22 protein-coding genes, 4 tRNA genes and 1 pseudogene are annotated in these 23,220 nt (G+C 61.1%); 8 read left to right on the top strand and 19 right to left on the bottom strand.

The features are described from left to right. Positions 1-82 precede the first annotated feature (82 nt). Together M2397_RS06055 and M2397_RS06050 are read left to right on the top strand one after the other, a co-directional pair. Positions 83-709 (top strand): alanyl-tRNA editing protein, encoded by a 627-nt coding sequence (locus M2397_RS06055; RefSeq protein WP_167656172.1) that lies wholly within the window; start codon positions 83-85, stop codon positions 707-709. A 147-nt stretch (positions 710-856) separates the two neighbouring features. Then, complete coding sequence (locus M2397_RS06050) at positions 857-2,596, top strand: dipeptidase (protein ID WP_259242427.1); 1,740 nt, start codon at positions 857-859, stop codon at positions 2,594-2,596. Between the two features lie 64 nt (positions 2,597-2,660). On the opposite strand, the gene M2397_RS06045 is transcribed toward M2397_RS06050, so the two are convergent. The 5 genes from M2397_RS06045 to M2397_RS06025 form a co-directional block, all read right to left on the bottom strand. Beyond that, positions 2,661-3,398, bottom strand: a complete 738-nt coding sequence (locus M2397_RS06045) for a hypothetical protein (RefSeq protein ID WP_131699155.1) — start codon at positions 3,396-3,398, stop codon at positions 2,661-2,663. Between the two features lie 144 nt (positions 3,399-3,542). After that, positions 3,543-3,618: transfer RNA gene (locus tag M2397_RS06040), tRNA-Gly, on the bottom strand. Between the two features lie 3 nt (positions 3,619-3,621). Then, positions 3,622-3,697 (bottom strand) — tRNA-Glu (locus M2397_RS06035). A gap of 105 nt (positions 3,698-3,802) precedes the next feature. After that, positions 3,803-3,878 (bottom strand) — tRNA-Gly (locus M2397_RS06030). 3 nt (positions 3,879-3,881) lie between these two features. Continuing rightward, a tRNA-Glu gene (locus M2397_RS06025) sits at positions 3,882-3,957 on the bottom strand. A gap of 367 nt (positions 3,958-4,324) precedes the next feature. On the opposite strand from M2397_RS06025, the gene M2397_RS06020 reads away from it, so the two are divergent. Together M2397_RS06020 and M2397_RS06015 are read left to right on the top strand one after the other, a co-directional pair. Further along, positions 4,325-5,095, top strand: coding sequence for a hypothetical protein (locus M2397_RS06020; RefSeq protein ID WP_131699437.1), 771 nt, complete (start codon positions 4,325-4,327; stop codon positions 5,093-5,095). 126 nt (positions 5,096-5,221) lie between these two features. After that, on the top strand, positions 5,222-6,034 hold the full coding sequence (locus M2397_RS06015; protein WP_145337990.1) for an alpha/beta fold hydrolase: 813 nt from the start codon (positions 5,222-5,224) through the stop codon (positions 6,032-6,034). Between the two features lie 36 nt (positions 6,035-6,070). Here M2397_RS06015 and M2397_RS30375 read toward each other — a convergent pair whose 3' ends face one another. From M2397_RS30375 to M2397_RS06000, 4 genes and pseudogenes are all read right to left on the bottom strand, one after another. Further along, on the bottom strand, positions 6,071-6,913 hold the full coding sequence (locus tag M2397_RS30375; RefSeq protein WP_405046406.1) for a methyl-accepting chemotaxis protein: 843 nt from the start codon (positions 6,911-6,913) through the stop codon (positions 6,071-6,073). 18 nt (positions 6,914-6,931) lie between these two features. After that, positions 6,932-7,129: pseudogene (locus tag M2397_RS30370) on the bottom strand (HAMP domain-containing protein); the annotation flags it as partial. 1,024 nt (positions 7,130-8,153) lie between these two features. After that, positions 8,154-9,566, bottom strand: a complete 1,413-nt coding sequence (locus tag M2397_RS06005; RefSeq protein ID WP_259242425.1) for a PLP-dependent aminotransferase family protein — start codon at positions 9,564-9,566, stop codon at positions 8,154-8,156. Positions 9,567-9,769: 203 nt separating this feature from the next. Continuing rightward, entirely contained in the window at positions 9,770-10,531 is a 762-nt protein-coding gene (locus tag M2397_RS06000) for an SDR family oxidoreductase (RefSeq protein WP_131699441.1), read from the bottom strand. A gap of 228 nt (positions 10,532-10,759) precedes the next feature. Between M2397_RS06000 and M2397_RS05995 the strand changes: the two genes are divergently transcribed. Beyond that, complete coding sequence (locus M2397_RS05995) at positions 10,760-11,767, top strand: NADP-dependent oxidoreductase (protein ID WP_131699442.1); 1,008 nt, start codon at positions 10,760-10,762, stop codon at positions 11,765-11,767. A gap of 47 nt (positions 11,768-11,814) precedes the next feature. Here M2397_RS05995 and pyrF read toward each other — a convergent pair whose 3' ends face one another. Beyond that, entirely contained in the window at positions 11,815-12,513 is a 699-nt protein-coding gene (gene pyrF / locus M2397_RS05990; RefSeq protein ID WP_131699443.1) for an orotidine-5'-phosphate decarboxylase, read from the bottom strand. Positions 12,514-12,721: 208 nt separating this feature from the next. On the opposite strand from pyrF, the gene M2397_RS05985 reads away from it, so the two are divergent. Beyond that, the gene (locus M2397_RS05985) at positions 12,722-13,537 is read left to right on the top strand and encodes a response regulator (RefSeq protein ID WP_131699444.1); all 816 of its coding nucleotides are present in this window, start codon (positions 12,722-12,724) and stop codon (positions 13,535-13,537) included. Next, positions 13,537-14,574 (top strand): cell wall metabolism sensor histidine kinase WalK, encoded by a 1,038-nt coding sequence (locus M2397_RS05980; protein ID WP_184746444.1) that lies wholly within the window; start codon positions 13,537-13,539, stop codon positions 14,572-14,574. The genes M2397_RS05985 and M2397_RS05980 overlap by 1 nt, the downstream gene beginning before the upstream one ends. Here M2397_RS05980 and M2397_RS05975 read toward each other — a convergent pair. The 9 genes from M2397_RS05975 to M2397_RS05935 form a co-directional block, all read right to left on the bottom strand. Then, positions 14,571-15,632 (bottom strand): AI-2E family transporter, encoded by a 1,062-nt coding sequence (locus M2397_RS05975; RefSeq protein ID WP_131699446.1) that lies wholly within the window; start codon positions 15,630-15,632, stop codon positions 14,571-14,573. The two genes, M2397_RS05980 and M2397_RS05975, sit on opposite strands and share 4 nt — an antisense overlap. A gap of 71 nt (positions 15,633-15,703) precedes the next feature. Further along, positions 15,704-16,522 (bottom strand): DUF4892 domain-containing protein, encoded by an 819-nt coding sequence (locus M2397_RS05970; RefSeq protein WP_259242424.1) that lies wholly within the window; start codon positions 16,520-16,522, stop codon positions 15,704-15,706. A gap of 102 nt (positions 16,523-16,624) precedes the next feature. Beyond that, a complete protein-coding gene (locus M2397_RS05965; RefSeq protein WP_145337999.1) occupies positions 16,625-17,479 on the bottom strand; it encodes an alpha/beta hydrolase in 855 nt (284 codons plus the stop codon). Beyond that, positions 17,476-18,279: an alpha/beta fold hydrolase gene (locus tag M2397_RS05960; RefSeq protein ID WP_131699449.1), complete on the bottom strand. Its 804-nt coding sequence runs from the start codon at positions 18,277-18,279 to the stop codon at positions 17,476-17,478. Before M2397_RS05960 ends, M2397_RS05965 begins: the two co-directional genes overlap by 4 nt. 97 nt (positions 18,280-18,376) lie before the next feature. After that, complete coding sequence (locus M2397_RS05955) at positions 18,377-18,820, bottom strand: hotdog fold thioesterase (RefSeq protein WP_027607077.1); 444 nt, start codon at positions 18,818-18,820, stop codon at positions 18,377-18,379. Between the two features lie 30 nt (positions 18,821-18,850). Continuing rightward, positions 18,851-19,042: a hypothetical protein gene (locus tag M2397_RS05950; protein ID WP_131699450.1), complete on the bottom strand. Its 192-nt coding sequence runs from the start codon at positions 19,040-19,042 to the stop codon at positions 18,851-18,853. Between the two features lie 31 nt (positions 19,043-19,073). Continuing rightward, positions 19,074-19,523, bottom strand: coding sequence for a phosphohistidine phosphatase SixA (sixA, locus tag M2397_RS05945; protein WP_145338001.1), 450 nt, complete (start codon positions 19,521-19,523; stop codon positions 19,074-19,076). Next, entirely contained in the window at positions 19,520-19,867 is a 348-nt protein-coding gene (locus M2397_RS05940) for a DUF4389 domain-containing protein (protein ID WP_131699452.1), read from the bottom strand. The genes sixA and M2397_RS05940 overlap by 4 nt, the downstream gene beginning before the upstream one ends. A 10-nt stretch (positions 19,868-19,877) precedes the next feature. Further along, on the bottom strand, positions 19,878-20,903 hold the full coding sequence (locus M2397_RS05935; protein WP_259242423.1) for an NAD(P)H-dependent glycerol-3-phosphate dehydrogenase: 1,026 nt from the start codon (positions 20,901-20,903) through the stop codon (positions 19,878-19,880). Between the two features lie 195 nt (positions 20,904-21,098). Here M2397_RS05935 and M2397_RS05930 point away from each other — a divergent pair, with 195 nt between their 5' ends. Further along, positions 21,099-23,219: a TonB-dependent receptor gene (locus M2397_RS05930; protein ID WP_337782131.1), complete on the top strand. Its 2,121-nt coding sequence runs from the start codon at positions 21,099-21,101 to the stop codon at positions 23,217-23,219. Position 23,220: the final 1 nt, after the last annotated feature.

Raw genomic sequence — 23,220 nt, 5'->3', positions numbered from 1 at the left:
AGGTCCATTGATATTTGAGCGGATTATCACCTATCGACGCACTATTTATACTGCCCGCAGAACCCTGATGCGGATGTAGAAAATGACCGAGCGCCTGTTTTTCACCCACGACCACCTGACCGCCGAGCTTGAAGTGCTGAGCTGCACCCCCTGCGAGGGCCAGTTTGCAGTCGTTTTGCGGTCGACGATTTTCCATCCCCAAGGCGGTGGCCAGCCATTCGATACCGGCTGGCTGGGCGACAGCCAGGTGCTGCGAGTCACCCAGGAAACCGATCGCGTGGTGCACTATGTCAACCAACCTGTGGAACCGGGCCCCATCACCGCACGGGTCGACGAACCACGCCGCGCCCTGCACACCCGCCTGCATTCCGCCGGACATTTGATCGGCAACGCCGGCGAGACCCTGGGCTGGATGCCGATCAAGGCCCATCACTGGCCAGGCGAAGGCAAGATCACTTTTATCCGTGGCGAAACCGCACAAGCCATGGACGCCGAGATCATTCAACAGCGGATCAACCAATGGATCGCCGCCGACTACCCGCGCCGCATGGCCTTGGAGGACGGCACCCGCGAAGTGGGCTTCGGTGATTTGCCGCCCTACGCTTGCGGCGGTACCCATGTGCAAACGCTGGGCGAGCTGGGCCACGTGACGATCTTGGCGCTTTCGGAGAAAAAGGGCGCGTTGTCGGTGCGGTACAGCCTGGACTAGAGCGCGGAGTCGAGGGTGCTATCGAGTTTTTAGATAAGCCTCCCAGTGGCCTCCCAGGCACACCTTGGCAGTGGTAGTGTGTCGAAATATTTCTGACATATCGATCAGGAATCCCCTATTTCCCTTTGCAAAGGAATGCCTCTGACCATGCACTTTCGACTCAAGCAATTAGCGGCTGCCACCCTGTTCGCGGCCGGTCTTTCGGTGATGACCACGCCCGCCTTTGCCAACATCACCCCAGAGCAAAGCACGGCGATTCTGCAGAGTTTCAGCGAAACGTCGGTTACGGATTTCCGTGGTTTCCTCGGCAGCCTGGCCAAGGGCGACTTGGGCAAGGCTGACGACGTGGGTCCGGCGATCAGTGCCTTCCTCGATAACAAAACCCTGACCGCCGACCAGCAGAACGAGATCCATCGCCTGCTGGGGATTTACACCCGAGTGAAGTACGGCAAGGCCGCCCTCGATACCTTGCGCGAACTGGTGGAAATCCCGACCTTCAACGTGGACGGCATACCGCAGTACAAAAACCCGGAATTCATCCGGATTGCTGACAAGATCCAGGCCCTGGCCAAGACCTTCAACCTCAACTTCCGTAACGTCGACAACCGCGTGTACGAGATTTCCCTGGAAGGCAGCGGCGACGAAGTGGTGGGCATCCACGCCCACGCCGACGTGGTGCCGGTGACGCCGGAGAACTGGGTGTTGAAAGACGGCACCAGGCTCGACCCGTTCAAGGTCACGCTGATCGGCGACCGCATGTATGGCCGGGGCACCGAGGATGACAAAAACGGCATCGTGGTGGCGATGTACGCCATGAAGGTGATCAAGGAAGAGAAGCTGCCGCTGGCGCGCAATTTCAAGCTGCTGGTGGACACCACCGAAGAAACTTCCGGCGACGCGATACCCTATTACTTCGAACGCAACCCGACGCCGCAGTACAACTTGGCGCTGGATGGCGGCTACCCGGTGGTGATTGCCGAAAAAGGTTATGGCACTGTCATGGCCACCTTCCCGCGTCGCAAAGGCGAAGGCAAAGGTGCCGAAATCATCTCGATGACCGGCGGCATGGCCACCAACCAGATTCCCTCGGCCTCGGTTGCCACGTTTATCAGCGACAAGCCTGCCGAACTGGCCGCCAGCCTGCAAAAAGCCGGCGCGGAGTATGCCAAGCGCAACGGCGGTGACTTCGAGGTGGCAGCCAAGGTGGTCGGCAAAGAGGTCAAGCTGACGGTGACCGGGGTTTCCGCGCACTCCTCCGAACCGCAATCCGGTATCAACCCGGTGTCGCGCATGCTGGAGCTGATCCACACTGTCGACGGCAAGATCGCCCTCAAGCATAACCACATCACCGACGCCGCCCGTTATGCCTCGGATAACTGGGGCCTGGATTATCTGGGCGGCAAATTGGGCGTGGGTTTCTCCGATGATTTCATGGGGCCGCTGACCACCTCGCTGACCTTTGTCGGCCTGGATGACAAAGCCTTCAAGCTGGCGGTGAACCTGCGTGTACCAAAGGGCAAATCGCCGGAGAAACTGAAAGCCGAGATTTCCAACAAGTTGAGCGCCTGGGACAAGCAAACCAAGGTCAATGTGGACTTCACTTACTCGATCGCCGAACCGATGTACCGCAACCCGGAAGGTGAGTGGGTGAAGGCCTTGTTGGCAGTGGCCAGCGAAAACCTGGGCATGGAGCATAAGTTCGGCACTTCGGCCGGCGCGACCTCTGTGCATGAACTGCCCAATGGCGTGCAATTCGGCCTGGCGCGGCCGGAAGTGAAATACACCGGGCACACCGACAATGAGTTCAAGACGGTCGATCAGTTCTTGCTGGATCTGCAGATCGTCACCGAAATGATGGGGCGTATCGGGCAGTTGCCGAAACTCTGACAGCGATTGAAGTGTGCGCAAAAAAACGCCGATCAGTGATGATCGGCGTTTTTATTCAGGTTCTTCATGCGCCCAGGTATCGCTTGCGCTCCTGTTCCCGCTGCAACATGTCCAGAGGTGGGTAGTAGATATACAGGGAAGACTCGATGGCAAACCATGCCGACGCCAACATTACCCCGCCAGCTACCACGACCATACTGGCCAAAAACAGCCCCGTATCACCCAGTACATGCATTGCCGAGAAAATCAGCGAACCAGTGCCGAATCCAAAATATGGCACCGCCCAATCCACGACGGACAGCACCAAACAACCAAACACCAGGTGCGCGACTTTGTTCATCATCAACCGGTGCTGTTCTCGCAACTGCACATGCCGCTGATACCAGCTAAGCAGGAAATCACTGTTTTCCTTCAGTGCCAGATCCAGAAGGTCGTTGGCCCACACATAACCGATCCCCCTTGAAGGAGGTGTATAGGCATCACCCAAGAGCTTTGGAAAGGCCATTCGCAACCTTGTGCCGATCCCACGAACGATTTCCGTCAACAGCGGCAGAACGAAAGACACCACCAGCGCAAAAGAGGCCGCGGCGACCGTCAGGAACCCCAAGTCAGCGAGCAATGCATCGCTGCTGGTCGTCCACTCCACCAAGGGCGTACCGGTACGGATTAGCAAAGCGATATCGAGAAACAGCACAACGCTGACAAAGCGCATTGCCCAATGGAAATCCCATGCTTTTTCCAAGGCGCTGATCCCCAATGGGGCGACCTTGGTTTCACCGGACGATTGAGAGGTTTCTGCCATCACGGGCGCTCCTTGAACTGAAACGCCCGACTATATCTCGAAGACGCCAGGATCTGAGCCAGGAAGATGGCAGTTTCAGACAGATAAACAAATAACGCACAAACAAAAACGCCGATCATCACTGATCGGCGTTTTTGTTGAATATGGAGCGGGAAACGAGACTCGAACTCGCGACCCCGACCTTGGCAAGGTCGTGCTCTACCAACTGAGCTATTCCCGCAAATGGCGTCCCCTAGGGGACTCGAACCCCTGTTACCGCCGTGAAAGGGCGGTGTCCTAGGCCACTAGACGAAGGGGACACGCTACTGAAACACATGGTGTGTATTTCAGTGCCCAGAGGCCTCATCCGAAGACTTGGTCCTGGTTTCACTCAGTGCCGCCCGAGAGCCACACTGCTTGTAAATTGGAGCGGGAAACGAGACTCGAACTCGCGACCCCGACCTTGGCAAGGTCGTGCTCTACCAACTGAGCTATTCCCGCATATGGCGTCCCCTAGGGGACTCGAACCCCTGTTACCGCCGTGAAAGGGCGGTGTCCTAGGCCACTAGACGAAGGGGACACACGTACAACATTCACTCCCTACCGCGTTTCGCTGTGTGCTTTACGCTGTAAGTGGCGCGCATTCTATGGATGGATTGAAAGGTCGTCAACCCCCAAGGATAAATTTATTTAAATCAATGACTTCGCCCGCGTTTACCGGCCTGCACGGGCATTCTGACCGCCCGGGCCTTGGCGCCTATATTCTGGCGCCCGACAAGGCGCTATAGTTTGCTCCAGCAAATGATGGCAATGTGCATCTATACAGGAAGCGGCTACCTATATAGCTATATAGGAGAAACTACCTGGGTAACTGGTCGATCAGTCCTATCCGCCGACAAGCCCAGTCACTACACTCTACTGTAAACCCTATTAAAGAGGTCACACCGGTGACACCACTCATGATCACCCTGCTGGTAATAGCCGGGATCGTAATACTGATCGCCATTGGCTACATGAACCACGTGGTGGAAAACAACAAGCTGGAAAAGCAGCGCACCGAAATCGAGCTTAACGATCGCCTGCGCCGTTGCGGTGAGATCACCGAGACATTCCCTGGCCAACTGATGACCCCGGCGCTCAAGCTGTTACTGACCCGCCTGGAGCTCAACGTCAACCAGCGCCTGTTGAACCTCAACAAGACCAGTGCACCGATCAAGGCACGTATCGCTGAGCTGAACACGCTGGTGGCCCAGGGCGAATCCCTTCCGGTGAACAACCCGCCGGCGCCGATCCAGACCGAAGCCAAGGCCAAGGACGTGCGCTTCCTGCTGGAAGCCCTGCACGGCCAAGTCACCCGCGCCGCCCAGGACGGTTTCCTGCCGACCAACGAAGCCAAGCACTGGATCAAGGAAATCCGTCATATCCTGGTGCTGTTGCACATCGAATTCTTCAACAACCTCGGCCAGCACGCCTTGCAGCAGGGTCAGCCTGGCCAGGCGCGCCTGGCCTTCGAGCGTGGCGTGCAGTACCTGCGCAAGCAGCCTGAACCGGTGCTCTACAGTGCACAGCTGCAATTGCTGGAAGGCCAACTGGCCCGCGCCAACTCTACCGTGCTGGCTAACAGCAAACAGGCGGCAGAGGAAGTCAACGAATTGACCCAAGGCATGAAAGAAGTCGACGCCGACGCCGAGTGGAAAAAGAAAGTCATCTACGACTGATCTGCCCACTCCCCTGTGGTGAGCGGGCTGCCCGCTCACCACAACATGCCATCACTTTGCATCTATCGCCACGCCCCCGACTAGCGTAAAAAAGTGCCCCTCACTCCGTGAAGTCAGAGGCCCGTTATGCCTATCGCCGTCATTGATGGACAACCGCTGCATTACGTCGACCAGGGCATCGGTCCTGTCGTCCTGCTCGGCTCAAGCTACCTGTGGGACCGCAACATGTGGGCTCCGCAGATCGAAGCCCTGTCACAACAGTACCGGGTGATCGTGCCCGAACTATGGGGCCACGGCGAATCGGGCCAACTCCCCGCACCCACCCACTCCCTCGACGACCTCGCGCGCCAGGCCCTGGCCCTGCTTGACCACCTGGAGATCGCACAGATCAACCTGGTAGGCCTGTCGGTGGGTGGCATGTGGGGCGCACGCCTGGCGTTGCAGGCCCCCGAGCGGATCAACAGCCTGGTGCTGATGGACACCTACCTCGGTGCCGAGCCAGAGGCCACGCGCCAGTATTACTTCTCGTTGTTCAAGATGATTGAAGACGCCGGCGCCATTCCTGAGCCGTTGCTCGATGTGATCGCGCCGATCTTCTTTCGCCCGGACATCGACCGCGAATCAGCGCTCTATCAGGATTTTCGCAAGTCACTGCTGGACTTTCCCCGGGAACGCCTGCTGAACAGCATCGTGCCCCTGGGTCGATTGATCTTCAGCCGCGAAGATGTGCTGGAACAACTACCGCACCTGGACGCCGACACCACCTTGGTGATGTGTGGCGAACAGGACCAACCTCGCCCACCCGCCGAATCCGAGGAAATGGCCGAACTGATTGGCTGTGCCCTGATCCTGATTCCAGACGCCGGGCATATCTCCAGCCGGGAGAACCCGGATTTCGTCAACGAAGCGCTGCTGACCTTCCTCGCCAACCACGCCTGATCGCCCTCCCTTTTGATCGCCGCCTCCGGGCGGCGATCAAAGACGGAAGTGCCCTACCATCCCTTTGAGTTCCGCCCCCAACTGCGCCAGTTGGATGCTCGACGCCGCATTGCCCTGCATGCTCAACGCCGATTGATCGGCACTCGCACGAATACTGGTGACGCTACGGTTGATCTCTTCGGCCACCGAGCTCTGCTCCTCAGCCGCAGCGGCAATCTGCTGGTTCATCTGCTGGATCAACGACACCGCTACCGCAATGCTGCCCAGGGCACTCTCGGTTTCCAGCGCATCGCTGACCGCCAGCTTGACCAGCTCGCCACTTTGCTGGATCTGCTGCACCGATGATTGCGCAGCGCTGCGCAGGGTACTGACCAGCCGCTCGATTTCTTCGGTCGATTGCTGGGTGCGCTTGGCCAGTGCCCGTACTTCATCGGCCACCACCGCAAAACCCCGGCCCTGTTCGCCTGCGCGCGCGGCCTCGATGGCCGCATTCAGGGCCAGCAGGTTGGTCTGTTCGGCAACGCTTTTGATCACACTCAGCACGGCGCCGATATTCTGGATTTCGGCACTGAGGCTCTCGATGCTGGTGCTCGCACGGGTACTGGACGTGGCCAGCAACTCAATGCGCTGCAAACTCTGGCGCACCACCAACTGGCCGCTATCGACCTTCTCATCCGCCGTCTGCGCGGCTTGCGCGGCCTGTTCGGCGTTGCGCGCCACATCGTGCACGGTGGCGGTCATCTGATTCATCGCGGTAGCAACCTGCTCGGTTTCTTCCTTCTGGCTGCTGACCTCGACGTTGGTCTGCTCGGTCACGCTGGACAGCGAATGCGCCGAGCTGGCCAATTGTTCGATACCGGCCTGCAGGCCGCTGACCATCTGGCTGAGGCCGCTGCCCATCTGTTGCATCGCCTGCATCAACTGGCCGATTTCATCACGACGGCTGACCTCCATGCGCCCGCTCAAATCCCCGGCGGCAATCTGTTGGGCCACCGCGATCACACTGCGCAGCGGTGCAACGATCAAGCGGGTAATCACCCAGGCTGCAATCAGGCCCACCAGCAAGGCCAGGGCCGACGAACCGACGATCAGCATCGCGCTTTTCTTCAGTTGCGCCTGCATCGACAGGTCTTCAGCGTCATAGGCCTGGTTGACCCGGCTGACGACTTGGTCAGCACGATCATGCAGTTGTTTGTAGACGATTTTTTCCTGGGCCAGCAGGCCGGTGTATTCCCCCAGTTTCTCGCTGAACGCGGCGATATGCCCGGAAACTTCGTTGAGCACCGTCTGATAACCAGGGTCCTTGACTGAAGTTTTCAGTTGCTCGACCTGGGCCAGGGCCTGGTCGGCCTGCTCGATCTTGCCTTGCTCGGCGTCGTCTGCATCCACCCTGCGGCTCTGGTCCAGGCGCACATGAGCTTCGTTCATGGCCTGCAACATCAAACGTGAAACCTGACTGATCTGGCCTGCCTGCTCGATAAACTCGGCCCCCTCCTTACCTTGGCTTTCCTTGAGACCATAGGCCCCGTCGTCCGACAGCCCGGACTGCAATACATCCAGGTTATTCGCCACGCTGGACACCGACCAACTGGCCATTTCCAGCGCCAGATCCTTGGTCTGTGTCAGCTCGACAAATTCATCGAACGCCTTACGGTAAGCGGCAAGGGCCTGCTCGACCTCGGCCATCACCGAAACATTCGCCGCAGACCGGGCCTTGAGACTGGCCACCTGGACCGCCAGGGCATCGAGATTTTCATGCAGGGCGTCGACAGCCTTGGGGTCGGCGTGCAGCGCGTAGTCCTGTTCGATCAGGCGCACCTTGAGCAAGCCGCTGTTGAGCGACGACATGGCCTTGAGGCCTTCAAAACGATGGCCAACGGTTTGCAGGGACCACACGCCGATAGCTGCGACCAACGCCGTCAGCAGCAGCACCAGGGTAAAGCCCAAACCCAGTTTTTTCGCCATACCGAGGTTGGCGAAACGTCGTTGCACGCCTGAAATCATTGCACTTGAATCCTCTTGCAATGGCGAACGCCATCAAGTCCGATGGACAAGCGACGAGATTCGCAACCAAAAGGCACCGAGCACAAGGCACTGGCGCCACAATAATGGCAAAAAGCTACACGCTCGTCGTTTTCAGAATGGTCGAGGTCGATCTGGCGGGCCCCATCGCACGGAACAACGCCAAGGCACGTTGATCAGTAGCATAGGCGACATTGAGGCGTAGCCACTCACTGTGACTGCCGGTTGGACTGAACAACGCCCCAGGCGACAACAACACCCCCAACTTCCGGGCGCACGCCTGCAACCGCGAAGGCTGCGCCGTGCCCGGGCGTGCCCACAGGAACATACCGCCGGTGGGTACGGCGAACACCTCCCACTCTTCGTCCTCCAGCACTTGCAGGGTCACGGCCATTTCACTACTCAACCGCTTGCGCAGGCGCTGCACCCACTTACGATACGTACCATTGGCCAGCAACGTGGCGACCACCGCTTCAGCAAACCGGGAGGTGCCGAAACCGGTCAAGGTCTTGAGGCTGGCCAGTTGCGTGATGATTGCGCTACTGGCGCAGAGGTAGCCCACACGCAAGGCGCTGCTCAGGGTCTTGGAAAAACTCGCGACGTAGATCACCCGATCATCATGGGGCAATGCCGAAAGCCGCGTGCAACCGGCATGTTGCAGGTCGCCGTAGACGTCTTCCTCAATGATCAGGAAGTTTTCGCGGTGCGCCAGTTCCAGCAAACGCTCGGCCACCACCCGGCACAGGCTGGTGCCGGTGGGATTGTGATAAAGGCTGTGGATGAACAGGCACTTGGGATGATGGCGCTGTAGCAGCGCTTCAAGCGCCGGGAGGTCGGGGCCGCCTCGGGTACGCGGTACTTCCAGCAGTTGCACGCCCTGGAACGCCAGTTGCCGATAGAGGTTGGCATACCCGGGGGTTTCGACCACCACGCTGTCGCCGGCCTTGAGTAGTGTACGTATCAGCAGGTCCAGGGCATGGCTGGCACCTGCGGTGGTAAGAATACGGTCCAGGCTGGTGGCGATGTGAATCTGAGTCAGGCGCTTGAGCAGTTGCTCGCGCAGCGCGGGCAACCCCAGAGAGGTGCTGTAGTTGAACAGGCCGGCGGTGTCGGTGCGGGTGACTTCACGAATCGCGTAACTGATGTCATCGCTTTCGCGCCAGGCATCGGGCAACCAGCCGCAGCCCAGTTTCAACTCTCCCAACGGATTGTCGGCAAAGGCGCCCCACTCGCGCTCCGCCCCCTCATACCAATTACCTTCGTGGCAGACCGCCGGCTGGGCCACCACAAATCCCGAGCCCTGCCGGGGCGCCAGCACCCCTTGGGCGACCATCCTTTCGAATGCTTCGATCACGCTGGATTGGCTGAGCAGATTATCCAGGGCCAACTGGCGGACGGACGGCAAGCGCGTTCCGGGGCTCACCCCGTCCTTGCGAATCCATTGCGCCACTGCACTGACGATTTGCTGCACGACCGGTACAAGGGCTTGTCGATCGATCCCTAAATCCATGAGCCACTCACTTCAACTGTCTGTTATCAACCCGGAGAGTTAAGCACAGAAGCAGCGAATTACCGGCCGCATAATTTTATTAAAGTATTGATTTTATTGACTTATTTACCTAATGACACATATTCGGTCACGGCGTTTTGCCAGCTTTGGAAAAGCCCCACGCCCCCCCCAGACGTTTTCGAACAAGGGGGCGGCCAAAGGTCCTAGATAGCCGTCGCGCCACCGTCCACGGCCAAGGCGTGGCCGGTGGTGAACGCCGCTGCGTCGCTGCACAGGTACAGCACTGCGCTGGCGATTTCCTCCACCTTGCCGATACGCCCGACCGGGTGCATGGCGGCGGCGAATTCCGCCTTGCGGGGGTCGGCTTCATAGGCGCGCCGGAACATATCGGTATCGATCACCGCCGGGCAGACGGCATTGACGCGGATTTTCTTCTTCGCGTACTCGATGGCTGCGGACTTGGTCAGGCCGATCACCGCGTGCTTGGAGGCCGCATAGATACTCATCTTCGGCGCCGCGCCCAACCCCGCCACCGACGCGGTGTTGACGATGGCCCCACCGCCCTGGGCCAGCAGCAGCGGCAACTGGTACTTCATGCACAACCACACCCCCTTGACATTGACGCCCATGATCGCGTCGAACTCATCCAGGCTGCCGTCCGCCAGCTTGCCCTTCTCGATCTCGATGCCAGCGTTATTGAAGGCATAGTCCAGGCGACCATAGGCACTGATGGTCTTTGCCATCAACTGCTGCACCTCCGCCTCCTGGGTGACGTTACAGCGCACGAACAGCGCCTCGCCACCGGCCTGGTGGATCAGCCCGACCGTACCCTCACCGCCTGCGACGTCGAGATCGGCGACCACGACCTTCAAACCTTCGGCGGCGAACGCCAGCGCAGTGGCGCGACCAATACCGGCGGCTGCGCCGGTCACCAGGGCGACCTGACCGGAAAACGTCATGCTCATGGAAGATGTCCTATTGGGATTAATGGCTGTGGCGCGAGTCTAGCCACCGCCGAGACGGACACGTCAGCACTATCAGAAGGCCGGTTAGCGCCGTATGAGTCATAGTGATAAGGCAACCGGGTTCGCTATCAATGGCACCTATCGATGAGCATTCGCGCCCTCGGCTAACCTTGCCCCGGGGCAGTTCAAGGTCTATCAATCATGCTTCACTTCTAAAGAGTCCTTGCCATGACCGCCCAGACCAACCGCCAATTCCTGCTCGCCAAACGCCCGGTCGGCGCGGCCACGCGGGAAACCTTCACTTACCAGGTAGTGCCGGTGGGCACGCCCGAGGACGGGCAGGTGCTGGTGCACAACGAATACCTGTCCCTCGACCCGGCCATGCGTGGCTGGATGAATGAAGGCAAATCCTACATTCCGCCAGTAGGCCTCGGCGAGGTAATGCGCGCACTGGGTGTGGGCAAGGTGATTGCCTCGAACAACCCGAAATTCGCAGTCGGGGACTACGTGAATGGCGCCCTGGGCGTGCAGGATTACTTCCTGGGCGAACCGCGCGGCTTCTACAAGGTCGACCCCAAGCTGGCACCCCTGCCCCGCTACCTTTCTGCACTGGGCATGACCGGCATGACCGCCTACTTCGCGCTGCTGGACACCGGCGCGCCCAAGGCCGGTGAAACCGTGGTGATCTCCGGCGCGGCCGGTGCCGTGGGCAGCATTGCCGGGCAGATCGCCAAGCTCAAAGGCTGCCGCGTGGTCGGCATTGCCGGCGGTGCCGACAAGTGCAAGTTCCTGGTGGATGAACTGGGCTTCGACGCCGCCATCGACTACAAGAACGAAGACGTGCCCGCCGCCCTCAAGCGCGAGTGCCCTAAAGGCGTGGATGTGTATTTCGATAACGTCGGCGGCGACATTCTTGACGCGGTGCTCAGCCGGCTGGCGTTGAAAGCCCGCGTGGTGATTTGCGGGGCCATCAGCCAGTACAACAACAAGGAAGCGGTGAAAGGTCCGGCCAACTACCTGTCACTGCTGGTCAACCGCGCAAGGATGGAAGGCTTTGTGGTGATGGATCACGCGGCGAACTTTGCCGCCGCCGGGCAGGAAATGGCCGGCTGGATGGCCCAGGGCAAGCTCAAGAGCAAGGAGGATATTGTCGAGGGGCTGGAGACGTTCCCGGAGACACTGATGAAGCTGTTCAACGGCGAGAACTTTGGGAAATTGGTGCTCAAGGTCAGCTGATACACGGCAGATCCGCTCGTTCCCACACGCGTGGGAACGAGCATCGATCAGGCGATCTCGGCGACTACCGCTGCCAACGCCTTGGCCGGATCCGCCGCCTGGCTGATCGGACGGCCGATCACCAGGTAGTCGGAGCCCGCGTCCAGTGCCTGGCGCGGGGTCAGGATGCGGCGCTGGTCGTCCTGGGCGCTGCCCGCCGGGCGAATCCCCGGAGTGACCAATTGCAACGACGGATGGGCGGTCTTCAAGGCCTGTGCTTCCAGCGCCGAGCACACCAGGCCATCAAGGCCGGCTTTCTGCGCCAGGGCTGCCAGGCGCAGCACCTGTTCCTGAGGCTCGATGTCCAGGCCCACGCCCGCCAGGTCTTCGCGCTCCATGCTGGTCAGCACGGTCACGCCGATCAGCAAGGGCTTGGGGCCGCTGCGCTGTTCCAGCACTTCGCGGCAGGCGGTCATCATGCGCAGGCCGCCGGAGCAGTGCACGTTGACCATCCACACGCCCATCTCGGCCGCAGCCTTGACCGCCATGGCGGTGGTGTTGGGGATGTCGTGGAATTTCAGGTCGAGGAACACCTCGAAGCCTTTGTCACGCAGGGTGCCGACAATTTCAGCGGCACAGCTGGTGAACAGTTCCTTGCCGACCTTGACCCGGCAAAGCTTGGGGTCCAACTGGTCAGCCAGCTTCAGTGCGGCGTCACGGGTGGGGTAATCCAGGGCGACGATGATAGGAGTCTGGCAGACGGACATTGGAATGGGCTCTCAGGCAAGTCGAAATCGGCGCGGATTGTAGCGCAAGCAGCGCCGTTGCGGGATCCGATGATCGGTAAATACTGACCAACCGCCATCAGGCGGGCATTTCGGGTAATTATTTCAAGGCTGATACATTCACGACATGCCCACAACACGCCCCGTCGCTAGTCTCGCCCGCACGACTCACCGACCAGCACTACCAGCCATGGGGCTGGGCGCCTATGCTGACCGCAATAACCAGGCAGATGATCGCACTATGCATACCCCTTCCGTCCCTGTGAACGAAGAGCAAAAAGGCGCAGTGATCGCCGATGACAAGCGCTGGAATACCCGCGCACTGATCGTCGACGACGATGTGCCGATCCGCGAGTTGCTGATCGACTACCTGGCACGCTTCAATATTCTCGCAACCGGTGTGACCGACGGCGCCGCAATGCGCCTGGCCATGCAAGCCGAAACCTATGATGTGGTGGTACTCGACCTGATGCTGCCGGGCGAAGACGGCCTGACGCTGTGCCGCTGGCTGCGCGCCGAATCGGACATCCCGATCCTGATGCTCACCGCCCGCTGCGAGCCCACCGACCGCATCATCGGCCTGGAACTGGGGGCCGACGACTACATGTCCAAGCCCTTCGAACCGCGTGAACTGGTAGCCCGCATCCAGACCATCCTGCGCCGGGTACGCGATGACCGCACCGAACAGCGCGCGAATATCCGCTTCGACAACTGGCGCCTCAACAGCGTGTTGCGTCAATTGGTGGCCGACGATGGCTTGGTGGTGCCGCTGTCCAACGCTGAATTCCGCCTGTTATGGGTGTTTATCGAACGCCCGCGCCGAGTGCTGAGCCGTGAGCAGCTGCTCGATGCCGCCCGTGGCCGCTCCATTGAAGCCTTTGATCGCAGTATCGACTTGCTGGTGTCACGCCTGCGGCAAAAACTCGGGGATGACCCCAAGGCACCGCAGTTGATCAAGACCGTGCGCGGCGAAGGCTACCTGTTCGACGCCCGGGATATTGGCTGATGCGCGCCCCCTTCAATACGCTGTTCGGTCGGCTGTTCGGCGTGTTGCTGGTGGCGATTGTGCTGGCCCATGCGCTGGCGTTCTTCTGGTTTCACCACTACGGCCAACCGCCCCCACCCCCTCCTGAGCGATTTATCGAGCAGCCGGACGGGACCATGGTGCCAATGCGCGATAAGCACCCACGCCCCTGGTTTGGCGGCCCGGTGGTGCCCCTGACCTTTCAATTCGTCTCGTTGATTATCGCGGCCTGGTACGGTGCCAAACTGCTGAGCCGGCCAATACAGCGCCTGAGTGAAGCGGCGGAACGCTTGAGTCTGGACCTCGACAGCCCCCCCCTCGATGAATCCGGCCCGTGGGAAGCGCGGCAGGCCGCCTCGACCTTCAACCTGATGCAAAGGCGCATTCGCGAGCAGGTCAGCCAACGCGCGCGCATGCTCGGCGCCGTCTCCCATGACCTGCGCACCCCGCTGTCACGCCTCAAGCTGCGTCTGGAACAAGTTGAAGACATCCGGTTGCAGGGCCAGATGCGCCAGGACCTGAACGACATGATCGGCATGCTCGACGCCACCCTGAGCTACCTCCACGAACAGCGCACCAGTGAAACCCGGCATTGGCTGGATGTACAGGCGCTGGTGGAGTCAATGAGTGAAAACGCCCAGGACCAGGGTTCCGATGTGCAATGTTCGGGCACCTGCGTGCCCTTGCTGGTGCAACCGATGGCCTTGCGTTCATGCCTCAACAACCTGATCGACAATGCCTTGCGTTATGCCGGCACAGCCCGCGTGGAGTTGAGGGACAGCCGTGAGGCGCTGATCATCCGCGTGATAGACCACGGGCCGGGGATTGCGGCAGATATGCGCGAGGCGGTATTCGAGCCGTTCTATCGTCTGGAAGGTTCCCGTAACCGCAATTCCGGCGGCGTCGGCCTGGGCATGACCATTTCCAAGGAAGCCGCGGAGCGCCTGGGCGGCCGCCTGAGCCTGGAAGAGACGCCAGGCGGCGGCTTGACCGCAGTGATGTGGTTACCCAGGGCTTAAAGAGGCTTGTCTTCGCGCCGAACCTGGGCCTGGGTTGCGCTCCAATCCATCAGCAGGCTGTAGGCCACGGCCAGCAGGGTCGGACCGATAAACAGGCCGATAAAGCCAAAGGCGATCAACCCGCCAAATACCCCAAGCAACACGATCACCAGCGGCAAATTGCCGCCACGGCTGATCAGGTAGGGCTTGAGCACGTTGTCCACGCCGCTGATGATGAACGTACCCCACACGCCAAGGAACACCGCGTAGGTGTAATCGCCTTTCCACGCCAGCCAGGCCGTGGCCGGGATCCACACCAGCGGCGGGCCCATCGGGATCAGGCTGAGCAGGAACGTCACGATCCCCAGCACCAGCGCGCCCGGTACGCCGGCGATCAGGAAGCCAATCAGTGCCAGCAGGGCCTGGGCGGCAGCAGTGCCGATCACGCCGTTGACCACCCGTTGCACGGTGCCCGCCACCAGTTCGATGTAGTAACCGGCGCGATCACCGATCAGACGCTCCAGCAGGCGATGGACGAACATCGCCAAACGTGGGCCATCACGATAGAAGAAAAACACGAACACCAGGCTCAGGGTCAGCTCGAGGATGCCGCCACCGATCTGCGCGCTGCGCGCCAGCAACCAGTTACCGACCTGCCCAAGGTAGGGCTTGATGCTGACCATCAACGCCGCGCCTTGCTGATCGATAGTGTCCCAGGTCGCCACCAGCCGCTCGCCGATAAATGGGATCGAGCCCAGCCAGGTGGGCGCCTCGGGCAAGCCATCAACCTGAATATCCTTGATCAGCGCGACGGCATCGCGCACATGGTCCGCCAGGTTGAACCCCAGCCACACCAGGGGCACTGCCACCAGCAACATCCAGCCCAAGGTCAGGATGCCGGCGGCCAGGGATTCACGGCCGCCCAGCCAGCGGGTCAACAGCACCATCAACGGCCAACTGGCGAACGCCAGCACTGCGCCCCAGAACAGCGCCGACCAGAACGGCGCCATCACCCAGAAGCTGGCACCAAACAGCACCAGCAGCAGGATTTGCACCAGCAGGCGATCGTTATTGAGCATGGAGTATCTCTAGAAGAAGGCTGTAGGAGAGAGCTTAGGCAAACGGCACGGGTCCGTTCGCCCTGTTACGGTCAGCGTATCAGATGCAGATGCAGGCCTTTGGTTTCAGTGGTGCCGGTTTCCAGGCGTGCGGCACGCACGCCCTTGTCGACCAAGGCCTGGCGCCAGGCTTCGGCTTTCGGGCCGGTCAAACTGACGCGCAAGGTGGCATCGAGGTTCAATCCGCGGGAAATCAGGGTCAGCCAGGTGTCGTCAGGGTCGCCGCCCAGCGCGGGGAAGTCCAGCTCGCCGGTGCTTTTCAGCTCGCGCAACAAGGTGGCCGAGGTGGGCAACAAGTCGCCCAACGGTGCGCTCGAATCCAGCTGCTCCACATGCAGATAGCCGCGGCGGTTGCCCCGGGTGATGCCGTACATGGCCACCAGGGCGTTTTCCTGCGGGGCGGCCAGACGCAGCAGCAGGTATTCCTGCTGGCCATCGGCACCGACCAGCTTGGCATTACCGAAGACTTCGTTGGCCCACAGGCTGCTTTCCCCGCAGTCGCGGGCCTGGCACCAGAACAACAACTGCGCGCCGTTGGCCTGCAACGCTTCGCGCGTCGACGTAAATGCAGCACTGGAGGTGTGTTCGGCAGGCAGTTCATAGGTAATCGCTGTGGTTTGCCCACGGGCGGTGGCCTGGCTTTCGTAACGCAACTGGCCACTGATCTTGCGGATCGCCCCCATGGGGTAGATGCGTTCCTTTTCTTCAGCGGGGCGGTAATCGACGATCTGCGCGTCGACCTGACGGGCCACGGCAGGCAGGTCATGGCTTCCCGGCACATCGGCGGCGAACACCAAGGGGCTGAAACAGCACAGTCCGAGGGCACGTATACATCCTTTACGCAGGCTCATCGGATCGGTGAGCCCTGGCCATCGGAGGTCGCAGCGGTGTTGAGTTGGTTCATGGTTGACTCCCTTTCAATCCGCCCAGCCTCGGCAGTTGACCGCCCCAAGTCAAGGCGCGGAGAAGAACCGATTGAAACAGTCTGCAACAAGGACCGCACCGGGCTCATCATTCAGGTGTAAATGATGGCCACCTGGCAACGTGGTTACCGTAAAGGGTAGCTGGGAAAGCAATTCGGGATGTTTCGCCAACATGCCATCGGCGGCGACCACCAACTGCGTAGGGCAACCCACGCGGCGCACGAAAGCCATCGCCTGCTCATCGGTCAGACGGATCGGCGAAGCCAGGGTCAGGCGACTGTCCGAGCGCCAGGTATAGCCGCCCGGCACCGGCATCAAACCACGTTGGGCCAGCAGTTCTGCGGCTTCACGGCTCACGGCAACCAAACCTTTCATACGCGCCTCAACCGCCCGGTCCAAGGTGGTGTAGACCGGTTTGCGCTTATCCTGCAGGTTCAATTGGGCCTGCAAGGCCATGCCCAAGCGCTCGGCTGCGTTCTCACCGCTGGCAGTGGGCGGGATCACGCCGTCAATTAAACCCAGGTGCGTCACCCGTTCCGGCAAAGCGCCGGCCAGCACCAGGGAAACGATGGCGCCGAGGGAGTGGCCAAGTAATGCAAAACGTTTCCAGCCCAGTTGCTCGGCGACGTGCAGCACGTCGTGGACGTAATCCCACAAGGTATAACCGGCACCTGCAGGACGATGCGCCGAATGCCCATGGCCGGCCATGTCCAGCGCCACGATACGCAAACCCGCAAGCTTCGGCGCCAGGCGTGCAAAGCTGTTGGCATTGTCCAGCCAGCCATGCAGGGCGATCACCGGCAAACCGTCCTCGGGGCCAAACAGATGGGCCGCCAACTCGATGTGCGGCAGGCTCAGGCGCACTTCTTCGACCGGCGTACTCATGCGCAACTGCGCTCGCGGGCTTGCCAGCGGGCGAACAGGGTCTTGATCAAGGTCGCGGTGTCCTGAGGGCGTTCGAGGGGAAACATATGACCGCCGGGCATAGTGAGCATTTCGCCCATGGGCAGACGGTCGACACCGCTGGCGTGGTGACGCATCACCACACGACTCTGTCGACCGCGCACCACCGCCAGCGGCACTTTCAATTGGCGCACCTGGCCGGGGCTGGTGTGAGGCACGCCCCGGTAGATGCTGATTTCGGTCGCCGGGTCGAAGCGCAGGCGCAGGCGATCACCCGCCTGGTACAGGCCGTGTTGCAGGTAGGCGTCGAAGCATTCCGGGTCGAAGCCTCGGAATAGGGTCTTGCCGGCGAAGTAGCTGCGCGCGGCGTCCAGGTCGCTGAACTCTTCACGACGGCCCAGGGTGCGTCCGGCCGGCGTGAGTCGGTCGATAAAACCGAAGCGCTTGGCGGCGCGGATCACCCAGCGGTCGGCGCGGGTCAATACCGGCGAATCGAGCATCACCACCCCACGATACAGCTGCGGGCAGCGCATGGCCGCGTGCAAATGCAGCACGCCACCCAGGGAGTGGCCCACACCCCACACAGGCTCCGGTTGCTGTTCCAGATGATGGATCAACTCGTCCACCAGGTTCTGCCAGTTATCGTCCACTGGAAACCTGGGGTCGTGACCGTGCTGCGGCAAGTGAGCTACCGCATACTCCGGGGCAAGGGCGGCAAACAGCTTGCCGTAGGTGGCCGAGGGGAAGCCATTGGCGTGGGCAAAAAACACGTGCTGCGACATAGCGGATCCATCTGCAAAAACCGAGATTGATTGTCACCAGCCTCAAGCCCCACAGCAATGACTGTAACCGCCAGGAATGATGACACTCACGCCACACCTATCGCGCCGGAGGGGTTTCGCCCAAAGGCACCACGGCCATGGTCAGCCGTGAAACACAGTTGCACTTGCCGTCATCGGTGGTCAGGCGGATGTCCCAGACCTGGGTGGTGCGGCCGATATGGATCGCCTTGGCCACCGCCGTCACCCGCCCGCTGCGCACACCGCGCAGGTGGTTGGCGTTGACCTCCAGGCCCACGCAATAGAACTTGCTCGGGTCGATGCACAAGTAAGCCGCCACGGAGCCGACGCTCTCGGCCAGTACCACTGACGCGCCGCCATGCAGCAGGCCGTAGGGCTGGTGAGTGCGGTGGTCGACCACCATGCTGGCGGTGAGGGATTCGTCGTCGAAGCTTTCAAAACGGATGTCCAGCAGTTCACCGATGGTGTTCTTCTGGCCGGCATTGAGTTGTTCGATATTCGGTTGGGTGCGCCACAAGCTCATGGAATTGTCCTTATTGGTTTTATTACGGCCCTAATCCTGCCACACAACTGCCTCGCTGCGCTCGCTCCACGCCTGAAACTGAGCACCGTTGTGCGGTGCAGCGGGCGTGGTGAGGGTCTGCACCTCAGCTGCGCCGACGGGCTGCACCAGAAAGGTTTGGCGCGGGTGCCGCGCTTCACGTTCGAAGAACACCTGTAACGGCAAACGAAAAGCGGCGGGCATGGGACGCGCGCCTTTGTGGCCCGACGATAGCCTACGGATTCTTCACGCTGACCAGGCTCATCAGTCCCGCCAGCGGGAAGTCGCCCTCCAGTTCCGCCAGGCTGGCGGTGTACATCGGCTGCGGCTGGCGCTGATGGCCATGCTGCAAAAAGCTGATCAAGCTGCCGACCAGGGGCTGATGGCTGACCAGCAGCACATTGTCATCGCTGTCGAGCTTGTTCAGAACCTCCAGCGGATTGCCCTCCGGCGCGAGCCAAGGCACCGTGCGGATGTCCGGCTCAAAACCCAGCGAGTCCCGCACCAACTGTGCAGTTTGCTGCGCCCGTACGTACGGGCTGGCAATGATCGCGCTGAGCGGCTGGCCGATCAGGTGCGCAGCACTGCGCAACACCTCGGCGCGGCCATGCTCGGTGAGGTTGCGCTCGGCATCCGTGCGGGCATGCCCCTCGGCCTCACCGTGACGCAAGACCCACACCTTCATAGCTTCGGTTCCTCATCACGCGCTGGATGCGGCGCCGGCGGCACGCTGTGGGCGGCTTCGCCCTCGGGAGCGCGCGGGGTTGGCCAGTCGGCGAACGGCCAGGGCTTCTGTTCAGTGTGGAAGCTGCCAAAGCGGCCGATCTGGGCAAGAAACTGGCTGAGGCTGTCGCCGAAGTTCATCAGGCCCAGATTCGGCGCGCTGTAGACCAGACGGTAGATCAACTGCACCACCACCAATGCGCCTAGCAGGAACTGCGCCACCTGCCACACCAGGGCAAACACCAGCATCCACAGGATGCGCAGGAGGATGGACTCGTACTTGGGGGCTGCTTTCGGATCGTTCATGGCGCGTTCCTCAGTTGAAACCACTGGTGGAAATAAAGTCGACGTCGGTTTTGGGTTCGGCCCGCATCAGCAACTCGATGACCTGATTCAAGGTGCGCCCTTCAAACAGGATGGCGTGCAGCCCGGCGACCAGCGGCATATACACGCCGACTTCCTGGGCCTTGGCCTTGAGCACCTTGAGGGTGTTGACCCCTTCGGCCACTTCGCCCAGGCGCGTCACCGCGTCTTCCAGGCTCAGGCCCTGGCCCAGGGCGAACCCCACTTGGTAGTTGCGGCTTTTCGGCGACGAACAGGTGACGATCAAGTCGCCCACGCCGGCCAGGCCCAGGAAGGTCATGGGATTGGCGCCCTGGTTTACCGCGAAGCGGGTCATTTCCGCCAGGGCGCGGGTAATCAACATGCTCTTGGTGTTTTCGCCCATGCCCAGGGCCACCGCCATGCCGGCGATGATCGCGTAGACGTTTTTCAGCGCCCCGCCCAGTTCCACGCCAAAACGGTCGCCACTGGCGTATACGCGGAAGGTCCGGCCATGCAGCACCGCCTGGACACGCTCGCACAGTTCCTCATCCTCGCTGGCGATCACCGTGGCGGTCAGCGCGTGCTCGGCGACTTCCCGCGCCAAGTTCGGCCCGGACAGCACGCCAATGCGCGCCTGGGGGGCGATTTCTGCGAGGATTTCGCTCATCAGCTTGAAGGTCTGCGCCTCAATGCCCTTGGTCAGGCTGACCAACAGCTTGCCCGCCAGGCGCTCGGCATGGGGCGCCAGCACCGAGCGCAAGGCGCTGGAAGGCAGCGCAACGAAGCACAGGTCGCAGTCCGTCAGGGTGACCAGCAAGTCGGTGACCGGCTCGACCGCCGGATGAATCTTGATGCCTTTAAGGTAACGCGGGTTTTCGCGGTGTACACGAATGGCCTCGGCCTGCTCGGGATCGCGCATCCACTGGCGCACCGCATGACCGTTCTCGGCCAGCAGGTTAGCCACGGCGGTACCAAAACTTCCGCCTCCCAGGACCGCAATAGGGCGCTGTTCAGTCATATGCAATCCGTTAATCCATACCAGTGGCGATGGCGGCATTATACGGGGCGACCCGCTTGCGGCCAGCCCCCGTATCAAATCGTGCGGCTATCGGGAAATGCCATGCCCGTGCGACGGAATTGCAAGGGCGACGACTGGCAAATAGCCTCACCTCAGTTAACATGGGCGGCTATCCGTCACTATCAAGGCCATGTCGTGTATTTGGGCCCTCCTTCCCGTTCATCTCTACTGCTTATGCTGTTGTGCAGTGCACCTGTGCTGGCTGACGACCTCTTCCTCGACAGCCAGCCGCTCCCGCAGGTTTTGACCGCCACGCGCCTCAAGCAATCGGCCGCCGCCGTGCCGGGCAGCATGACCGTGATCGACAGCGAGTTGATCAAGGCCAGCGGCGCAAGGGACATCAGCGAGCTGCTGCGCCTGGTGCCGGGGATGATGGTCGGTTACACCACCGGCAACCAGGCGGCGGTGAACTACCACGGCACCAGCGCCAGCGACGCGCGACGCATGCAGGTGTTGATCGACGGGCGTTCGGTGTACCGCGCCGGCCTGGCCACGGTGGACTGGAGCGACATTCCGGTGGCGATGGAAGACATCGAACGCATCGAGGTCTTCCGCGGCCCCAACACCGTCAGCTACGGGGCGAATGCCTTGATGGCGGTGGTCAATATCCTCACGCGCTCACCGGCCAACAGCCATGGCTCACGGGTGAAGGTGATTCGCGGTGAGCGCGGTATCAATGACTTTTATGCCAGCCAGGGCGTGGGCTGGGAAACCGGCGATCTGCGCCTGTCGCTGTCAGGGCAACAGGACGATGGCTTTGACAGCGATGCCGTTGGCGCCGACCGCCGAGACAGCCGTCGCCTCAACCGCTTCAGCCTGGCAGTGAGCCAGACCTTGAACGCGCAACAGAGTATCGACTGGCAACTGAATGCCAAGGAAGGCACCAACCAGCGCCCTTACACCTACGCCCCGGTATTCGCCGGGATTACCGAAGGCGGCGACAGTTCCGACGTCACGGCCAAGGACTACGCCGGTTCCCTGCGCTGGAACTTTGATTTCAACCCAGAGCACAGCCTGTATATCCAAGGCTCGGCCCAGCAATGGGACCGCCGGCAAATCTGGAAAGCCTGTGACGCCAAGGTCTCGTTCAGCCCCGAGCTGACCCAGTTGTGGCAGCTCAACCCCAACTACGCCGAACGGCTGGCCCGGCATATGGACACCTACAGCCAGGGCTCCGCGCCACCGGGCAGTGCTGCCGAACAAGCCTTGGCCAACCAGGTACTGGACCAGTGGCGCAACGGCGCCAACCAGAGCGTATGCGGCGACATCGACCAGAGCACCCGCGAAAGCCGCTACGACGTGGAAATTCAAGACACCCTCAGCCTGTCCGACAGCCTGCGCCTGGTCAGCGGCATGAACTACCGCTACGACCGCGCCGACTCCGACACCTACTTCAACGGCACCTTGGACGACACCACCTGGCGCCTGTTCGGCCAGTTGGAATGGCGCGCCAGTGAGCATTGGCTGCTGCAAGGCGGCGCCATGTTCGAAGACACGCACCTGAGCGGCCCTTCGCTGACGCCAAGGGTGGCAGTCAACTATTTGATCAACCCGCGCCACGGCTTGCGCGCGGTGTACTCGGAAGCCATCCGTTCGCCGGACATGTTCGAGAACAATGTCAACTGGAGCTACCGCGTTACCAACCTCAGCTCACCGGCCTATGGGCAGAGTTCCGGACAGTACTTCGTGAAGACGCGGGGCCCGGGCAACCTCGACAAAGAACTGATGCGCTCGCGGGAACTGGGCTACAACGGCTTCTTTGCCGACATCGGGCTGAACATGGACGTGAAGCTGTTCTACGACGAAATCACCGATATGATCAGCTCGCCGCTGCGCAATAACCAGTACATTGCCAGCAACGCCAACAGCTCACGGTTCACCGGCGCCGAGTCCCAGTTCGACTGGCGCGTGAGCAACGCCGACCGCCTGCGGCTGACTTACGCTTATGTCGACGCCACCACCAGCAACCCACTGGACAAAGCACAGACCGCGCGTAACAGTGGCTCGGCCGGCTGGTTGCGCGAATGGGGCCAAGGTTGGTCCAGCGCGCTGTTCTACTATGGCGACGACGCACTCAACCAATATCGTTTCGAACGGGTCGACCTGCGGGTGGCCAAGCGTATTGCCTTGGGCAAAGCCAACGTGGAGCTGGCCGGCATGTTGCAACAACGCCTCGATAACCAGCCCACTACCTGGGCCGACAACACTTACGACCATCGTCACGTACTCTACTTCAGCGCGGAGTTAGAGTTCTGAC

Source organism: Pseudomonas sp. BIGb0381 (assembly GCF_024809815.1).
GTDB lineage: Bacteria > Pseudomonadota > Gammaproteobacteria > Pseudomonadales > Pseudomonadaceae > Aquipseudomonas.
The sequence above is the reverse complement of the archived record's forward strand: the minus strand, read 5'-3'. Positions and strand labels throughout refer to the sequence as shown.

Bases quoted from the DNA above. Each gene is read 5' to 3' on its own strand.
- M2397_RS05935 (WP_259242423.1), bottom strand. From the start codon at position 20,903: ATGACTGAACAGCGCCCTATTGCGGTCCTGGGAGGCGGAAGTTTTGGT.
- sixA (WP_145338001.1), bottom strand. From the start codon at position 19,523: ATGAAGGTGTGGGTCTTGCGTCACGGTGAGGCCGAGGGGCATGCCCGC.
- M2397_RS05985 (WP_131699444.1), top strand. From the start codon at position 12,722: ATGGGGCTGGGCGCCTATGCTGACCGCAATAACCAGGCAGATGATCGC.
- M2397_RS05950 (WP_131699450.1), bottom strand. From the start codon at position 19,042: ATGCCCGCCGCTTTTCGTTTGCCGTTACAGGTGTTCTTCGAACGTGAA.
- M2397_RS06045 (WP_131699155.1), bottom strand. From the start codon at position 3,398: ATGGCAGAAACCTCTCAATCGTCCGGTGAAACCAAGGTCGCCCCATTG.
- pyrF (WP_131699443.1), bottom strand. From the start codon at position 12,513: ATGTCCGTCTGCCAGACTCCTATCATCGTCGCCCTGGATTACCCCACC.
- M2397_RS06050 (WP_259242427.1), top strand. From the start codon at position 857: ATGCACTTTCGACTCAAGCAATTAGCGGCTGCCACCCTGTTCGCGGCC.
- M2397_RS06015 (WP_145337990.1), top strand. From the start codon at position 5,222: ATGCCTATCGCCGTCATTGATGGACAACCGCTGCATTACGTCGACCAG.
- M2397_RS05965 (WP_145337999.1), bottom strand. From the start codon at position 17,479: ATGAGTACGCCGGTCGAAGAAGTGCGCCTGAGCCTGCCGCACATCGAG.
- M2397_RS05970 (WP_259242424.1), bottom strand. From the start codon at position 16,522: ATGAGCCTGCGTAAAGGATGTATACGTGCCCTCGGACTGTGCTGTTTC.
- M2397_RS05980 (WP_184746444.1), top strand. From the start codon at position 13,537: ATGCGCGCCCCCTTCAATACGCTGTTCGGTCGGCTGTTCGGCGTGTTG.
- M2397_RS05955 (WP_027607077.1), bottom strand. From the start codon at position 18,820: ATGAGCTTGTGGCGCACCCAACCGAATATCGAACAACTCAATGCCGGC.
- M2397_RS06000 (WP_131699441.1), bottom strand. From the start codon at position 10,531: ATGAGCATGACGTTTTCCGGTCAGGTCGCCCTGGTGACCGGCGCAGCC.
- M2397_RS05975 (WP_131699446.1), bottom strand. From the start codon at position 15,632: ATGCTCAATAACGATCGCCTGCTGGTGCAAATCCTGCTGCTGGTGCTG.
- M2397_RS06005 (WP_259242425.1), bottom strand. From the start codon at position 9,566: ATGGATTTAGGGATCGATCGACAAGCCCTTGTACCGGTCGTGCAGCAA.
- M2397_RS06055 (WP_167656172.1), top strand. From the start codon at position 83: ATGACCGAGCGCCTGTTTTTCACCCACGACCACCTGACCGCCGAGCTT.
- M2397_RS05995 (WP_131699442.1), top strand. From the start codon at position 10,760: ATGACCGCCCAGACCAACCGCCAATTCCTGCTCGCCAAACGCCCGGTC.
- M2397_RS05940 (WP_131699452.1), bottom strand. From the start codon at position 19,867: ATGAACGATCCGAAAGCAGCCCCCAAGTACGAGTCCATCCTCCTGCGC.
- M2397_RS05960 (WP_131699449.1), bottom strand. From the start codon at position 18,279: ATGTCGCAGCACGTGTTTTTTGCCCACGCCAATGGCTTCCCCTCGGCC.
- M2397_RS30375 (WP_405046406.1), bottom strand. From the start codon at position 6,913: ATGGTCAGCGGCCTGCAGGCCGGTATCGAACAATTGGCCAGCTCGGCG.